We start from the raw sequence: 13,830 nt of genomic DNA, 5'->3' as shown, positions 1-13,830 counted from the left end.
GATGGGCCTGGAAGCGCTGCGGCTGGTCGTCATCCTCGAGGCGGTGGTCGGACTGGGCACTGTCATGGCCCTGGTCGCCGGGTCGTGCCTGGTGTCGGCCCGACGTCTCGACGCGGCGCGTCATGTGGGCCGTCTGGTCGACGCCATCGCCGCGACCGAGCAAGGGACGTTCGACCAGGGGCAGTGTGTACGACTTCTCATGCGAACACCTCGCCGACTCCAGCTCTCCGCGATCGCCCGGGTGAGCGACCAGGTTCGGGGTCCGACGGCTGTGAGGGTCGCCGCGATCGCGCGCGCTGCCGGCGTCACGGCCCGGGCCGAGCGCTGGTCACGGAGCCGTCGTTGGCCTCGACGGCTGCGCGGTGCTCGCGCCCTGCTGCGACTGGACGCGGACCGTGCCACCATCCTGCGGCTGCTCGACGACCCTCGAGCGGAGGTGCGCGCCGTCGCCGCACGGTGCGCGGCCGCCCATGCGGACCCGAGCGTCGTGGATCGCTTGGTCGGCATGCTCGACGACCCGGCGCCCGACTGCCGCTTCGCCGCCAAGGACGCCTTGACTCGGGTGGGGTACTTGGCGACTGGACCGCTCGTGGCGTATCTCGCGACCGCCACCGGCGTTCGTGCCGGGACCGCGCTGGAGATTGCCCGCGCCGTCGCTTCGCCGGCGTTGTTCGACGTCGGTCGGCATCTGTGCAGGGACGACGACGCGCTGGTGCGCAGCCGAGCTGCGAGGCTGGTGGCGGCCACTGGCGACAGACGGGCGGTCGACGTCCTACGCGACCTGCTGACCGACCCGGACCCGGAGGTACGGGAAGCGGCCGTCTCGGGGCTCGCCCTGGTCCGTCACCTGGAGTCCGCCCCAGCCCTGGTTCGCGCGCTGAACGACCCTGCGTTCGACGTCCGACGTGCTGCCGCACTGGCACTGCGATCCTTTGGTCCTCGCGGTCGTCTCTACCTGCGCCGGGCGTCGCGCAACGACGATGCCATCGCCGCAGACATGGCCCGCCAGGTCCTTGAGCTTCCGGAGACCGGTGCAGCGATGTGGACGCGATGATCGACACCATTCTCGAGATCGTGGCCTGGGCGGTGCTGGGCTACTTCGTGCTGAGCAACGGTTTCCAGAGCCTCCTGCTCGGCAGCGCGGTGGTGGAGCTGCGGTCACACCGCCGGCGCACGTGGGGTGAGGACGACACCTGGCTGCTCGGCTCGGCCGCCACACCCCGTGTGACCATCCTGGCCCCCGCCTACAACGAGGCGAGCACGGTTGGCGAGAGCGTCCGGGCGCTGCTGACCCTGAGCTACCCCAATCTCGAGATCGTGCTCGTCAACGACGGCAGCACCGATGACACTCTCGACGTCCTGCGCCGACAGTACGATCTCGTGGCGATCCACCCAGTCGTCCGCCAGTTGGTCCCCAGCGAGCCACTGCGGGGCCTGTACCGCTCCCGCGACCACCCCGGGCTGACCGTGGTCGACAAGCACAACGGCGGCAAGGCTGACAGCCTCAACGCCGCCTTGAACTGCGCGACGGGCGAGCTGGTCTGTGCCATAGACGCAGACACGCTGATCGACCCCGAGGCGTTCCTGCGCATCGTGCAGCCCTTCCTTCGCCGGGATGACGTGGTGGCGGTCGGCGCGACGATCCGGGTGGTCAACGGCTCCACCGTCAGCGCCGGACGGGTGGTGACTCCCCGGGTGCCGAGACAGGTGCTGGCTGGGATCCAAGCCGTGGAGTACCTGCGTGCTTTCCTGTTCGGACGGCTGGGATGGAACCGGCTGGGTGGCAACCTGATCATCTCAGGAGCCTTCGGGATGTTCCGCCGAGACGCCGTGGTCCACGCCGGTGGCTACCTGCGCGACACCGTCGGCGAGGACATGGAGCTGGTCGCGCGACTCCGCCGCGGCGGAGGCACGACCCGCACCGGTCAAGCTCGGGTCACGTTCGTGCCAGATCCCATCGCATGGACGGAGGTGCCGGAGAGTCTGGTGACCCTGGGTCGACAGCGTGATCGGTGGCAGCGCGGCCTCGCCGATGTGCTCTGGCGCCACCGCAGTGCGATCGGCAACCCGCGAGCCGGCGCCTTGGGCCTTCTCGTCTATCCCTACTTTGTCGTTGTCGAGCTGCTGGGACCGGTCATCGAGGGCCTTGGACTCCTCGCGCTCGCCCTGTCTCTCGTCACGGGCTCCGTCAACGTGCCCTTGGCGGTCCTGCTGTTCCTCGCGTGCTATCTCTGGGGGCTCCTGCTCAGCCTGTGGGCCATCGCCCTGCACATGATCACCGCCAAGGAGCTCATCCCGCTCGGCGATGTCGTGCGGCTGACGGCTTTTGCGGTCGTCGAAACCTTCGGCTACCGGCAGCTGACGGTCTACTGGCGGATCACGGGGATCGTGAAGTACCTGCGTCGCCGCACCGAGTGGGGCACGATGCCGCGCTCCGGGTTCCGCACAGACCCGGAGTGAACCAGCGCCCGGGTCGCGCGGGCAGCATCGCGCAAGCCACACAGACTTCCTGAGTCCGCAGGTGACGGCTGCCCACGTTCCAGATGGTCGCCGCGATGTCGAGGGGGGTCCAGCACAGGGGCGCACGACGGATCTGAGCGAGCAGGTGCATCCAACGTAGGCGCGGCCACCGGGTGGAGCTCTCGAGCTCACGGTCTCTGACCCCAGGACGCCGACCGGACGTTCGCCGTCATGCGACCTTCGCGTCCCGGTACCGGGCCCCGGACCGCGAGTCCCTGCGCAACCAGAGGGTCGGGATCGTCAGTGGACGCGTAGGGCCCAGGCGGCGACGGCGCCGGCGGCGGCGACGTTGAGCGAGTCCACTCCCCCGGCCATGGGGATCGTGACGACGACGTCCGCACCCTCGACCGTGCGTCGGCCCAGCCCGTCGCCCTCGGTGCCGAGGACCAGCGCGAGCCTCTCCGGTGGGTCGGCGGCGAGCTCGTCGAGACCGACGGCGTCGTCGGAGAGGGCGAGTGCCGCGACGGTGAAGCCGCTGTGCCGCAGCGTGTCCATCCCGCCGGGCCAGGGGTCGATGCGCGTCCAGGGCACCTGGAACACCGTGCCCATCGACACCCGGATCGCGCGGCGGTAGAGCGGGTCCGCACACCTCGGTGTCACGAGAACGGCGTCCATGCCCAGCGCCGCCGCACTGCGGAACACGGCGCCGACATTGGTGTGGTCGACGACGTCCTCGATGACGAGCACCCGGCGCGCGTCGGCCACGACGTCCTCGACCGACCGCAGCTCGGGCCGCTGCATCGAGGCGAGGGCGCCGCGGTGCAGGTGGAACCCGGTGAAGCCCTCGATGACCGCGTGGTCAGCGACGAAGACGGGTATGCCGTCTCGCTCCACCTCCGCGACGAGGTCACCGAGGTCGGTGAGCCAGCGCTCGGCCATGAGGAAGGACCGGGGCCGATGGCCTGCCGCGAGGGCTCGCCGGATCACCTTCTCCGACTCGGCGATGTAGAGCCCCCGCTCGGGCTCGGTGCGGCGTCGAAGGGCGACGTCGGTGAGGCCGACGTAGTCGTGGACTCGAGGGTCGTGGGGGTCGGTGATCCGGGTCGGCACCCTGAGAGGTTAGAAGACGAGGGCGCGCACGATGAGGCTGACGCCCGCGAGCACGCAGAAGGCGAGCACGCCGCGTCGCAGGACGTCGCGGGCGACATGGCGCCGCAGGGGCGCCGCCACCGCGTAGCCGGCAGCCATGAACGGTAGCCAGACCAGGCCGGCCCAGAGCTGTGCCCGGGTGAACTCACCGGCGAGCGACAGCGACCCGATCGCCATGACCGCCCCGAGCAGGAAGAACGCGGCCAGCGTGGAGCGGACCCGGTCCGGACGTTCGTGCTGGAGGACGAGGGCCAAGAAGGGGCCTCCGATGCTCGTGGCGGTTCCGGACACCCCGGCGACAGCACCGGCGGCGGCGGCGTTGCGCGAGCTCATCCTGACCTCGATGGTCGTCAGCGAGGTCGCCACGGTGACGAGGATGAGGACGGCCACGGCCACCGAGATGACCCGGGTCGACAGCATCGCCACCGCCACGACACCCAGTGGGGTCAGGGCCAGCCGGGCCAGCAGCGCCCACCCCAGCTCACGCCAGGCGATGTCGAGCGGGGCGAGGGCGAGCTGGACCACCGGCAGGGCAAAGCTCGTCACGAGGACAGAGCCCGGCATGAGCTCCGGGGCGGCCACGACGACGAACGGCACCGCGACCACCGCCATCCCGAAGCCGATCGTGGACTGGACGAGGGCTCCGACGAAGAGGGCGACGCCGAGGCCGAGCACCACCGACCATGCGGTCACGAGGTCCAGAGGATTCGGACGATGGCGACGACACCGATGACGATGATGACGGCGCGGAGCGCGTTCGGTGGCAGCCGTCGCCCCACCCGCGACCCCAGGACACCACCGACGAGGGAGCCTGCGGCGATGAGTCCCGCGACCCTCCAGTCGACCTGGTCGGGCGCGACGACGATGAAGGTCAGGGCTGCCACGGCGTTGACGATCGTGGACAGGACGTTCTTCACGCCGTTGAGGGCTTGGAGCGGCTCACTGGTGAGCGTCGTGAGCAGGCCCATGAGGATGACGCCTTGGGCGGCACCGAAGTAGCCGCCGTAGATGGCCGTGGCGAAGACGGAGAAGGCGAGCAGCACCGCCCGCCGGCGGGAGTGCTCGCCCAGCGGGGCCAGCTCGGCGTCACCGCGACGTGCGGTGCTCCATGCGGTGATGCGGGGCCCGAAGGCGACCAGCAGGACCCCCAGCCCGATGAGCACGGGAACGATCGCCTTGAAGGCAGCTGGGTCGAGCACGAGCAGGAGCAGGGCGCCGGCGACCCCGCCCAGCAGCGACATCGGCGCCCACCGCAGGAGGGTCGTCCGCATCCCGCCGAGCTCGTGCCGGTAGCCCCACGAACCCGTGAGCCCACCGGCGATGAGGCCGACGGTGTTGGAGACGTTGGCCGTCACCGGCGCGAAGCCGAAGAACAGCAGCGTCGGGAAGGTTACGAGGGTGCCCGACCCGACGACCGTGTTGATCGTGCCGGCGATGACGCCGGCGACGAGGATGAGCGCGGCCTCGGCGAGGCCCACCTCAGCTCTCGCGCGGAGGGGCCGGGTCCGTCGGAAGGTCGGTCGGCGGGTCCGCCGGCGGCATCCGCGGCGGGACCGCATCGGCCGGAGGCGTCAGTGGCGGCTGCTGCCGGGCCGGGGGCGTCGCGTGGTCGGCGGCCTCGCGGGAGGCGTCACCGGCCTGTCCTCGGGCCTCGGCGAGTGCCTGGGCCGGGTCGGCCAGAACCGTGTCGTCGAAGGGCGTCGTGAGCTCCTCGGCCGGCTGCCACTCCTCGTCGCCGTCGTCGAAGCCGCCACCGCCCTCGCCGCGTCCCAGGGCGCCACCGATGCCCTTGAGGGCGTCGGTGAGCTCGCTCGGGATGATCCACATCTTGTTGGAGTCGCCCCGGGCGATCTGCGGGAGCACCTGGAGGTACTGGTAGGCGAGGAGCTTCTGGGTCGGCTTGCCGCGGTGGATCGCGTCGAAGACCTGCTGGATCGCGCGGGCCTGGCCCTGGGCCTCGAGGACACGTGCCTGGGCCGAGCCCTCGGCCCGCAGGATCTGGCTCTGCTTCTCGCCCTCGGCGGTGAGGATGCTGGACTGCTTCGCGCCCTCGGCCGTGAGGATGATGGCGCGGCGCTCGCGCTCGGCCTTCATCTGCTTCTCCATCGACTCCTGGATGGACATGGGCGGGTCGATGGCCTTGAGCTCGACGCGGTTGACGCGGATCCCCCACTTGCCGGTCGCCTCATCGAGCACGCCGCGCAGCTGGGCGTTGATCTGGTCGCGGCTGGTCAGGGTCTGCTCGAGGTCGAGCGAGCCGATGACGTTGCGGAGGGTGGTGACGGTGAGCTGCTCGATGCCCTGGATGAAGTTGGCGATCTCGTAGACCGCCGACTTCGCGTCGATGACCGAGTAGTAGATGACGGTGTCGATGTTGACGACGAGGTTGTCGCTCGTGATCACCGGCTGCGGCGGGAACGAGACGACCTGCTCCCGCAGGTCGATGTTGGCCCGCACCTTGTCGACGAACGGCACGAGGAAGTGGATGCCGCCCTCGAGGGTGCTGTGGTAGCGACCGAGCCGCTCGATGATCAGTGCGGTCTGCTGGGGCACGATCCGCACCGTGCGCATGAGGACGATGACTGCGAAGAGCAGCAGCAGTCCGAGGATGACGAGCTCGATCACGAGAACTCCCTGAGGTCAGTGACGGTCGGCGGCGACGATGGCCGTCGCACCGTGGATGGCGATGACTCGGACGTCGTCACCGGGACGCAGGGGCTCGGCGCCCTCCGCAACGCGGGCGGACCACGTCTCCCCCGCGAGCTTGATCCGCCCGTCGGTGTCGGTGACGGTCTGGAGCACGCGCGCCTCGCGCCCCACGAGGCTGGACGCCCCGATGTGGTGGTCGTGCTCACCGTCCATGAACTTGCGCTTGACGATCGGGCGCACGACGAAGAGCAGCAGCCCGGCGACGAGGATCGCGACGATCACCTGGACGGCGATGTTGCCACCGAGGGCCGCGGCGAGGGCACCGGCGAGCGCACCCCCGGCGAACATGACGAAGACGAAGTCGACCGTCGCAGCCTCGATGGCGGCGAGGATCAGTGCCACGCCCACCCACGCGACCCACGGGTTGTCGGTCAACCACTCCATGACGCTCCCCTTCCGTCCCCGTCGCCCATGACGGTGTGTCGGCCCAACCTTGTCAGACCAGTGTGCGGGCCCGTCAGGCGGACCATGCGGTGAATCGCGAACCGCGCTGCTCGAGCTGGAGCGGCACCCCGAACGTCGCACTGAGGTTCTCGGCGGTCAGCGTGATCTCGATCGGGCCCTGCGCCACAACCTTGCCCTCGCGCAGCAGCAGGACGTCGGTGAAGTTGGGCGGGATCTCCTCGACGTGGTGGGTCACGAGGACGAGGGCCGGGGCCATGACGTCACCGGCGATCTCGCCCAGCCGGGCGACGAGGTCCTCGCGCCCGCCGAGGTCGAGGCCGGCGGCCGGCTCGTCGAGGAGCATGAGCTCGGGGTCGGTCATGAGCGCGCGGGCGATCTGGACGCGCTTGCGCTCCCCCTCGGACAGCGTCCCGAAGGTGCGGTCGACCAGGTGGTCGGCACCGAGCGCCACCAGGAGCTCGGCGGCTCGCGCGTGGTCGAGGGAGTCGTAGCTCTCGCGCCAGCGGCCAACGACGCCGTAGGAGGCGGTCACGACGACGTCTCCCACGCGCTCGCCACCGGGGATCCGCTCGGCGAGGGAGGACGACGCCAGTCCGATGCGGGGACGCAGCTCGAAGACGTCGACGGCGCCGAGGACCTCACCGAGGATCCCCACGACGCCCCGCGTCGGGTGCATCCGACCTGACGCGAGCTGGAGCAGCGTGGTCTTGCCGGCGCCGTTGGGGCCGAGCACCACCCAGCGCTGTCCCTCCTCGACCTCCCAGTCGACGTCGTCGAGGAGTGTCGTGTCCCCGCGGACGACCCCCACCCCCGCCAGCGCCAGCACATCGCTCATGACGGGCACCCTAGTTGAACCGGCGCTGCCTACGATGACGGCATGCCCGAGCTGCCCGCCTCCGTCCGGATCGCCCTGTGGGTCACCTCCGCCTGGCACCACCAGGAAAGCCTCGAGGCGGCCGTCGAGTCAGCCCTCCCCGATGTCGACGCGGTCGGCTCCGGCATCCGGGGTCTCGAGCTCTGGCACGACCTCGGTGAGCGCACCGTCCTCGTGGCGCTCCCGTCCAGCGGCGACCCCACGAGCCTGCCCCGCTGTGGCGCGGACGCGCTCGACGCGGCGGTCGAGGCCGAGGAGTGCCTCGTCGCACCCGGGCTCGGTGCCCTGCTCGTCCCCTCCTGGTCCACCTTCGGCGCACCCGGCGCGACGGGTGCCGACGCGGGCACGCGACTGGACTGGACGGCATACGACTGCGAGCCGGTGCCCACGCACCGGGTCGAGGCGCTCGACCCCCGCGAGACGACCCGCCTGCTCACCGCGAAGGTGCTCGAGGTGACCGAACAGCTCGACGCGCTGGGCGGTCAGCCGTTCGACGCCGCGGGTGCACGCGAGGCCGTGCCGCGGACCGGGCAGTGGGCCCTGCCGGACGAGCTACCTGGCCAGGTGCTGCGGGCGCTCACGTTCGCTGCGACGATCGGCAACGCAGCCGCCGCCGGGATCGACGGACCCCAGGACGGCCCGGACGGCTGGACCCAGCAGCGGCGGCTCGCGCTGCTTCGTGACCTCCGGCGCGTGGCCGAGCGCGCACTCGCGGACGCGGCGAACGCCGGGGTCACGGCGGTGGCTCACCCGAGGACGTCGCGGTAGACCGTGAGGGTCTCGTCGCCGATCCGGGCCCAGGAGAACGACTCCACGGCCCGGCGGCGCCCCGCCTGACCGAAGCGTGCGGCGCGGTCGGGGTCGGACACCGCGTCGTTGAGGGCGCCCGCGAGGTCGGCCACGAAGCGGTCGGGGTCGACGGGCGTGCCGGACCCGTCCTGGACCTGCTCGATCGGGACGAGCCATCCGGTCTCGCCGTCGACGACGACCTCGGGGATGCCTCCGGTCGCGGTGGCCACGACGGGCAGGTCGCACGCCATCGCCTCGAGGTTGACGATGCCGAGCGGCTCGTAGACCGAGGGACACACGAACACCGTTGCGGCAGAGAGCATCGCGATGACCTCGGCACGCGGCAGCATCTCGGGCACCCACACGACACCGTCGCGGGTCTCGCGGAGCGTGGCGATGAGCTCCTCCACCTCGGCCTTGATCTCGGGCGTGTCCGGGGCGCCGGCGAGCAGGACGAGCTGCACCTCCGGCGGCAGCTCGGCGGCCGCGCGAAGGAGATAGGGCAGGCCCTTCTGCCGGGTGATCCGACCGACGAAGATGACGCTCGGCCGGTCCGGGTCCACGCCGTGCCGACGCACGGTGTCATGGTCCTCGGCCCGCTGCCAGAGCTCGCTGTCGATGCCGTTGTGGACGACCTTGACCTTGGCGGGGTCGATGCTCGGGTAGCTGCGAAGGACGTCCTTGCGCATCCCGTCGCTCACGGCGATGACCGCGGCAGCCCCCTCGTATGCCGTCCGCTCGATCCACGAGGACAGCCGGTAGCCGCCGCCGAGCTGTTCGGCCTTCCACGGGCGCATGGGCTCGAGGCTGTGGGCACTCACGACGTGCGGGACGCCCTCGAGCAGCGACGCCGTGTGGCCGGCGAAGTTGGCGTACCAGGTGTGCGAGTGGACGAGGTCCGTGCCACCGCAGTCGGCAGCGATGGCGAGGTCCACGCCCATGGTCACGAGGGCGGCGTTCGCGCCGGAGAGCGCCTCGAGGTCGGGGTAGCCGGTCGTGCCCTCCTCGTCCCGTGGAGGCCCGAACGCCCGGACCCGGACGTCGATGTCACCACGCTCACGCAGGGCCCGCGTGAGCTCGGCGACATGCACCCCCGCCCCGCCGTAGATGGTGGGTGGGTACTCCTTGCTGAGGATGTCGACGCGCACGGGTCGACCCTAGCGCCGTTCGAGGTCGGGGTGAGATGCCAATCACATCCCGGCGTCCGTTCCACTAGGTTGGCGTCATGGCTTACCGCAGCGGTGGACCCAAGGTGCTCGTCATCGTTCTCGCAGGTGGAGAGGGCAAGCGACTCATGCCCCTCACCGCCGACCGGGCCAAGCCCGCAGTGCCGTTCGGCGGCATCTACCGGCTGATCGACTTCGCGCTGAGCAACGTCGTCAACTCCGGCTACCTCAAGATCGTCGTGCTGACCCAGTACAAGTCGCACAGCCTCGACCGCCACGTGACCAAGACGTGGCGGATGTCGACGATGCTCGGCAACTACGTGGCCCCGATCCCGGCCCAGCAGCGCATCGACAAGTCCTGGTACCAGGGCAGCGCCGACGCGATCTTCCAGAGCCTCAACACGATCACCGACGAGCGCCCCGACATCGTCGTCGTCGTCGGCGCCGACCACGTCTACCGCATGGACTTCTCGCAGATGGTGGACCAGCACGTGGAGTCCGGCGCGGGAGTGACCGTGGCCGCCATCCGCCAGCCGATCGCGATGGCCGACCAGTTCGGCGTCATCGAGGTCCAGGCCGACGACCACACGCGCATCAAGGCGTTCCGCGAGAAGCCGACCGACCCCGACGGCCTGCCCGACTCCCCCGACGAGATCCTTGCGTCCATGGGCAACTACGTCTTCGACGCCGACGTCCTGCAGGACGCGGTGACTCGTGACTCCGAGGACCCGGACAGCACGCACGACATGGGTGGCGACATCGTGCCGGCCCTCGTCAAGGAGGACGCGGCCTACACCTACGACTTCAAGAAGAACGTCATCCCCGGCGGCACCGAGCGCGACCAGGGCTACTGGCGCGACGTCGGCACCATCGACTCGTACTTCGACGCCCACATGGACCTCATCTCGATCCACCCGGTCTTCAGCCTCTACAACTACGACTGGCCGCTCTTCACGAGCTATGGGCCCTACCCGCCGGCGAAGTTCATCCACGGGGCGTCCGGCCGGTTCGGCGAGGCGCTCAACTCGATGGTCTCGCCCGGAGTCATCATCAGTGGCGCCCGCGTCAACGCCTCGGTCATCTCCCCCGACGTCAACGTCCACAGCTACACCGAGATCGACGACTCGGTGATCCTCGACGGGGTCGACATCGGGCGCAACTGCCGGGTCCGCCGCGCGATCATCGACAAGAACGTGCACCTGCCCGAGAACACCTCGATCGGGTTCGACGCCGAGCAGGACCGCGCCCGCGGCTTCACCGTCACCGAGTCCGGCATCACCGTGGTCGGCAAGGGCACGGTCATCGAGCCGTGACCGGAGCGCGCGTCGGCGTACAGCTCCAGCCGCAGCACGCGGCATACGACGACATCCGGCGCACGTGCGCCCGGCTAGAGGAGCTGGGAGTGGACGTGCTCTTCAACTGGGACCACTTCTTCCCGCTCAACGGGGATCGCGACGGGGCGCACTTCGAGTGCTGGACGATGCTCGCCGCGTGGGCCGAGGCCACCGAGCGCGTCGAGATCGGCGCGCTGGTCACGTGCAACTCCTACCGCAACCCCCACCTGCTCGCGGACATGGCGCGGACCGTCGACCACATCTCGGCCCGCGGCGGCGAGGGGCGTCTCATCCTGGGCATCGGGTCGGGCTGGTTCGAGCGCGACTACGACGAGTACGGCTACGAGTTCGGCCGGGCGGGTACCCGCCTCGACGCCCTCGACCGCGACCTGCCCCGGATCAAGGAGCGTTGGAGCCGGCTCAACCCCGCCCCCACCCGGTCGATCCCGGTGCTCGTCGGCGGAGGTGGTGAGCGCAAGACCCTGCGCATCGTCGCCGAGCAGGCCGACATCTGGCACGGCTTCGGGGGCCCCGAGACGATCGCGCACAAGCACGCCGTCCTCGACGAGTGGTGCGCCAAGGTCGGACGCGACCCGGCGACGATCGAACGCTCCGCGGGCGTGAGCCTGCGACCGGGTCGCTTTCCGGAGGACGTCCCGGACTACGCCTCGAACGCCGACGCCCTGTATGCCGTGGGCACCCGGCTGTTCACCCTCGGCCTCAGCGGCCCCTATGCCGACCTCGGTCCGGTCCGTGACCTGCTCTCGTGGCGGGACGCGGTCAACTCCTAGCCTGTCCTCGTGACCACGGAGCCACTGCCGCCGAACGCCGACGAGTCCCCCAACCTGCTCGCGACCCTCACGGGCGACGACCGGCCGGGTGTGACGAGTGCGCTGTTCGACGCCGTCGCACCGACCGGTGCCGTCGTCCTCGACCTCGAGCAGGTCGTCGTGCGCGGGCAGCTGACCCTGGCCGCGCTCCTGCGCCCCACCGGCCCGAGCGAGGCGCTCGAGGCCGTCGTGCGTCAGGTCGGCGACCGGCTCGGTCTCGCGGTCAACCTCGTCGAGGGTCGCGGCGACAACCGCCCTCGGCCGACCGGGCGCGCGGTGGTGGTCGTCCTCGGCGCCCCGCTGGGTGCGGCTGCGGTCGCGGCAGTGTCTCGCTCCGTCGCGCAGCACGGGGCCAACATCGACCGCATCCGCCGGCTCTCCCGCTACCCGGTGACGACCCTCGAGCTCGACGTCAGCGGCGCGGACCTGCCCTCCCTGCGGCGCGAGCTGTCGCTCGTCGCGGCCCAGGAGCGGGTCGACATCGCGGTGTCGCCGGCCGGGCTGGCCCGACGGGGACGCCGGCTCGTCGTCATGGACGTCGACTCGACCCTCATCCAGGACGAGGTCATCGAGCTGCTGGCCCGCCACGCCGGCCGCGAGAGCGAGGTCGCAGCCGTGACCGAGCGAGCCATGGCCGGTGAGCTCGACTTCGCCGAGAGCCTGCACGCCCGGGTGGCGACCCTGGCGGGCCTCGACGCCTCCGTGCTCGACGAGGTCCGTGACGCCGTCCGGCTGACCCCGGGTGCCCGCACGCTCGTCCGCACGCTCAAGCGGCTCGGCTTCACCGTGGCCCTCGTCTCGGGTGGCTTCATCGAGATCGTGCAGCCGATCGCGGACGAGCTGGACATCGACCACGCCCGCGCCAACCGCCTCGAGATCGTCGACGGTCGCCTCACCGGGCGCGTGCTCGGCGACGTCGTGGACCGCCAGGGCAAGGCGAGCGCACTGCGTGAGTTCGCGCAGGCCGCAGGCCTCCCGCTCGCCCGCACGGTGGCCATCGGCGACGGGGCCAACGACCTCGACATGCTCGGGACGGCCGGGCTGGGGATCGCGTTCAACGCCAAGCCGGTCGTGCGGGAGCAAGCCGACACCGCGGTCAACGTGCCCTACCTCGACGCCGTGCTGCACCTGCTCGGCATCACGCGCGAGGAGATCGAGGAGGCTGACGATGCCGACGGCACCCCGACGCCCGCGCCTGGCATCCCGCACGCCTGACACCTCGTAGGCTGTCCCAATGCCGCGCTACCCCTCCACGACGCCGACGCTGTTGATCATCGGGGGCGCCGAGGACCGTGTCGGTCGCGCCGCACTGCTCCGCAGGTTCGTCCGGATCAGCGGCGGCCGCAAGGCCCGCCTGGTGGTCATCCCCACGGCGTCGTCCTTCCAGGACGAGGTCGTCGCGTCCTACACCGAGGTCTTCACGCGCTTCGGCGTCGAGTCCGTCGAGGTCGTCAACCCGCAGTCCCGCCGTGACGCCCACGACCCGGCGGCGGTCGCCCTCGTCGACGAGGCCACCGGAGTCTTCATGAGCGGCGGGTCCCAGCTCCGCCTCTCCCAGTTCTTCCCGGGCACACCGCTCGGCGACGCACTGCACCGGGCCCACGCCCGCGGCACCGTCGTCGCCGGCACGTCGGCGGGCGCGTCGATCATGAGCGAGTTCATGATCTCGATGGGTGACGAGGGCATCACCCCGGTGCAGCGGGCGAGCCAGATCAGCGCCGGTCTCGGGCTGCTCAAGGGGGTCATCGTCGACCAGCACTTCGCCCAGCGCTCGCGCTACGGTCGCCTCATGTCCGTCGTCGCATCCTCCCCGAGCCTGCTCGGGATCGGCATCGACGAGGACACCGCCATCGAGGTCGCAGGCACCGCGTTCACCGTGCACGGTCGTGGCGGCGTCACCGTCATCGACTGCCGAGACGTGACCACGGATGCGCCCGATGCCCGCCGCGGCGCACCGCTCCTGGTCTCGGGAGCCGTCATCCACACCCTTCCGGCGGGGGCCACGTTCGACCTGGTGTCGGCCACGCTCGTCGAGTTCGTCGAGCAGCACCCCGACGTCGACGTCAGCCTGGCCACCTCCACCCACTGACCTTCTGCAAGGACCACCACCACAC

Annotated in this window: 14 protein-coding genes; 7 read left to right on the top strand and 7 right to left on the bottom strand. The window is 70.7% G+C overall.

All coding sequences use genetic code 11. The features are described from left to right. Position 1 precedes the first annotated feature (1 nt). Together LL946_RS16660 and LL946_RS16655 are read left to right on the top strand one after the other, a co-directional pair. Positions 2-1,054: a HEAT repeat domain-containing protein gene (locus LL946_RS16660; RefSeq protein ID WP_404382637.1), complete on the top strand. Its 1,053-nt coding sequence runs from the start codon at positions 2-4 to the stop codon at positions 1,052-1,054. Next, positions 1,051-2,460 carry a glycosyltransferase gene (locus LL946_RS16655; RefSeq protein WP_404382635.1) on the top strand — a complete coding sequence of 470 codons (1,410 nt, stop codon included), beginning with the start codon at positions 1,051-1,053 and terminating at the stop codon, positions 2,458-2,460. The genes LL946_RS16660 and LL946_RS16655 overlap by 4 nt, the downstream gene beginning before the upstream one ends. A gap of 300 nt (positions 2,461-2,760) precedes the next feature. Here LL946_RS16655 and LL946_RS16650 read toward each other — a convergent pair whose 3' ends face one another. From LL946_RS16650 to LL946_RS16625, 6 genes are all read right to left on the bottom strand, one after another. Further along, positions 2,761-3,570, bottom strand: a complete 810-nt coding sequence (locus LL946_RS16650; RefSeq protein ID WP_404382633.1) for a TrmH family RNA methyltransferase — start codon at positions 3,568-3,570, stop codon at positions 2,761-2,763. A 9-nt stretch (positions 3,571-3,579) separates the two neighbouring features. Further along, positions 3,580-4,302, bottom strand: a complete 723-nt coding sequence (locus LL946_RS16645) for a TSUP family transporter (RefSeq protein WP_404382631.1) — start codon at positions 4,300-4,302, stop codon at positions 3,580-3,582. Next, a complete protein-coding gene (locus LL946_RS16640) occupies positions 4,299-5,087 on the bottom strand; it encodes a sulfite exporter TauE/SafE family protein (protein WP_404382629.1) in 789 nt (262 codons plus the stop codon). Before LL946_RS16640 ends, LL946_RS16645 begins: the two co-directional genes overlap by 4 nt. Position 5,088: 1 nt before the next feature. Beyond that, positions 5,089-6,234, bottom strand: a complete 1,146-nt coding sequence (locus LL946_RS16635) for an SPFH domain-containing protein (RefSeq protein ID WP_404382627.1) — start codon at positions 6,232-6,234, stop codon at positions 5,089-5,091. Between the two features lie 15 nt (positions 6,235-6,249). After that, complete coding sequence (locus tag LL946_RS16630; protein WP_404382625.1) at positions 6,250-6,702, bottom strand: NfeD family protein; 453 nt, start codon at positions 6,700-6,702, stop codon at positions 6,250-6,252. A 73-nt stretch (positions 6,703-6,775) separates the two neighbouring features. Further along, positions 6,776-7,558: an ABC transporter ATP-binding protein gene (locus LL946_RS16625; RefSeq protein ID WP_404382623.1), complete on the bottom strand. Its 783-nt coding sequence runs from the start codon at positions 7,556-7,558 to the stop codon at positions 6,776-6,778. Between the two features lie 42 nt (positions 7,559-7,600). Between LL946_RS16625 and LL946_RS16620 the strand changes: the two genes are divergently transcribed. Then, entirely contained in the window at positions 7,601-8,365 is a 765-nt protein-coding gene (locus LL946_RS16620; protein WP_404382621.1) for a hypothetical protein, read from the top strand. Here the strand turns inward: LL946_RS16620 and glgA are convergent. Further along, positions 8,344-9,534 (bottom strand): glycogen synthase, encoded by a 1,191-nt coding sequence (glgA, locus tag LL946_RS16615; RefSeq protein ID WP_404382619.1) that lies wholly within the window; start codon positions 9,532-9,534, stop codon positions 8,344-8,346. The genes LL946_RS16620 and glgA overlap by 22 nt on opposite strands. 77 nt (positions 9,535-9,611) lie before the next feature. Between glgA and glgC the strand changes: the two genes are divergently transcribed. From glgC to LL946_RS16595, 4 genes are read left to right on the top strand one after another with little or no spacing between them, the layout of a single operon-like run. Further along, complete coding sequence (glgC, locus tag LL946_RS16610) at positions 9,612-10,865, top strand: glucose-1-phosphate adenylyltransferase (RefSeq protein ID WP_404382617.1); 1,254 nt, start codon at positions 9,612-9,614, stop codon at positions 10,863-10,865. After that, complete coding sequence (locus LL946_RS16605; protein ID WP_404382615.1) at positions 10,862-11,677, top strand: LLM class F420-dependent oxidoreductase; 816 nt, start codon at positions 10,862-10,864, stop codon at positions 11,675-11,677. The genes glgC and LL946_RS16605 overlap by 4 nt, the downstream gene beginning before the upstream one ends. Positions 11,678-11,686: 9 nt before the next feature. Beyond that, on the top strand, positions 11,687-12,931 hold the full coding sequence (gene serB, locus LL946_RS16600; RefSeq protein ID WP_404382613.1) for a phosphoserine phosphatase SerB: 1,245 nt from the start codon (positions 11,687-11,689) through the stop codon (positions 12,929-12,931). Between the two features lie 19 nt (positions 12,932-12,950). Then, positions 12,951-13,805 (top strand): cyanophycinase, encoded by an 855-nt coding sequence (locus LL946_RS16595; RefSeq protein ID WP_404382611.1) that lies wholly within the window; start codon positions 12,951-12,953, stop codon positions 13,803-13,805. The last annotated feature ends 25 nt before the right edge of the window (positions 13,806-13,830 follow it).

This window comes from Knoellia locipacati (assembly GCF_044791685.1).
Classification (GTDB): Bacteria; Actinomycetota; Actinomycetes; order Actinomycetales; family Dermatophilaceae; genus Knoellia; species Knoellia locipacati_A.
Note: the sequence above shows the minus strand (reverse complement) of the source record. Positions and strands in the feature narration are given on the sequence as shown.

Excerpts from the sequence above, each read along its gene's own strand:
- LL946_RS16660 (WP_404382637.1), top strand. The coding sequence starts at position 2 with ATGGGCCTGGAAGCGCTGCGGCTGGTCGTCATCCTCGAGGCGGTGGTC.
- LL946_RS16655 (WP_404382635.1), top strand. The coding sequence starts at position 1,051 with ATGATCGACACCATTCTCGAGATCGTGGCCTGGGCGGTGCTGGGCTAC.
- LL946_RS16630 (WP_404382625.1), bottom strand. The coding sequence starts at position 6,702 with ATGGAGTGGTTGACCGACAACCCGTGGGTCGCGTGGGTGGGCGTGGCA.
- LL946_RS16625 (WP_404382623.1), bottom strand. The coding sequence starts at position 7,558 with ATGAGCGATGTGCTGGCGCTGGCGGGGGTGGGGGTCGTCCGCGGGGAC.
- LL946_RS16620 (WP_404382621.1), top strand. The coding sequence starts at position 7,601 with ATGCCCGAGCTGCCCGCCTCCGTCCGGATCGCCCTGTGGGTCACCTCC.
- glgC (WP_404382617.1), top strand. The coding sequence starts at position 9,612 with ATGGCTTACCGCAGCGGTGGACCCAAGGTGCTCGTCATCGTTCTCGCA.
- LL946_RS16595 (WP_404382611.1), top strand. The coding sequence starts at position 12,951 with ATGCCGCGCTACCCCTCCACGACGCCGACGCTGTTGATCATCGGGGGC.